The organism is Modicisalibacter xianhensis (assembly GCF_900113605.1).
In the GTDB taxonomy this organism is placed as follows: Bacteria; Pseudomonadota; Gammaproteobacteria; order Pseudomonadales; family Halomonadaceae; genus Modicisalibacter; species Modicisalibacter xianhensis.
This window is the reverse complement of sequence record NZ_FOPY01000044.1, coordinates 1-1,109: the sequence shown is the minus strand read 5'-3', so window position 1 is coordinate 1,109 and position 1,109 is coordinate 1. Positions and strand designations below refer to the sequence as shown.

Here is a 1,109-nt window from a genome sequence, read left to right as displayed (position 1 = left end):
GCGACCAGGCCGGCGACATGCGCCATGTCGACCATCAGGTAGGCCCCGACCTCGTCGGCGATGGCACGGAAGCGGCGCCAGTCGATGACCCGCGAGTAGGCCGAGAAGCCGGCAATGATCATCTTCGGCCGATGGCTTCTCGCGAGACGCTCGACCTCTTCGTAGTCGATCTCGCCGGTGTCGGGGTTCAGCCCGTACTGCACGGCGTGGTAATGCTTGCCCGAGAAGTTCGGCGCGGCGCCGTGGGTCAGGTGGCCACCGTGGGCCAGGCTCATGCCCAGCACGGTATCGCCGGGCTTGACCAGGGCCATGAACACGGCCGCGTTGGCCTGGGCGCCGGAATGCGGCTGGACGTTGGCGTAGTCGGCACCGAACAGGGCGCAGGCCCGCTCGATGGCCAGCGCCTCGACCTTGTCGACAAACTCGCAGCCGCCGTAGTAGCGGCGACCGGGATAGCCCTCGGCGTACTTGTTGGTCAGCTGGCTGCCCTGCGCCTCCATCACGGCGCGGCTGGTGTAGTTCTCGGAAGCGATCAGTTCGATGTGCGCTTCCTGCCGTGCCCTCTCTTCCTCGATAACGGCATAAACTTGCCAGTCAACAGCTTCAATGCTTGCGTAATACATTTATTTTTCCTTGTTTTTAAAAGATAAAAGAACTTCATAAAACAAGATATAAGCAGGCCCCAAGAGACAAAAATTTGAATCCTTAATGCCCCCATAAGCCAGGCTTGCCTTCCTCAACTGCAGTCTCGAGCAAGCTACTCGTTTTTTCCCTTGTACTCGTTTTCGCTACGAAGATATGCTGCATGAGTCAGGACTGTCATGCCTGTAGACACCAAGCTCCCAGTAACGCGAAACATAACCTAAGACCCTGTTTATTATGAAAAACATCCCCACGGACCTACTTAGAACCTTTGTCACCATCAAGGATCTTGGAGGCTTCACGAGCGCTGGTGAATTACTCGGCAGATCGCAGCCGGCAATCAGTTTACAGGTCAAGAAACTGGAAGAAATCCTAGGTGTAAGAGGCCGGATGATAGATTAAGCCTTAGGAGCTATCCTCTGCTGGCAGCGCGTGAACTCATTGCTCAATTCATCCAGGAGCAGCGA

2 protein-coding genes are annotated in these 1,109 nt (G+C 56.4%); one reads left to right on the top strand and one right to left on the bottom strand.

All coding sequences use genetic code 11. The features are described 5' to 3' along the window. Nucleotides 1-623: serine hydroxymethyltransferase (locus BM194_RS20395; RefSeq protein ID WP_143097657.1), on the bottom strand; the 623-nt coding region annotated here is incomplete at its 3' end. A 256-nt stretch (nucleotides 624-879) separates the two neighbouring features. Here BM194_RS20395 and BM194_RS20390 point away from each other — a divergent pair. After that, nucleotides 880-1,044 (top strand): helix-turn-helix domain-containing protein, encoded by a 165-nt coding sequence (locus BM194_RS20390; protein ID WP_218155444.1) that lies wholly within the window; start codon nucleotides 880-882, stop codon nucleotides 1,042-1,044. The last annotated feature ends 65 nt before the right edge of the window (nucleotides 1,045-1,109 follow it).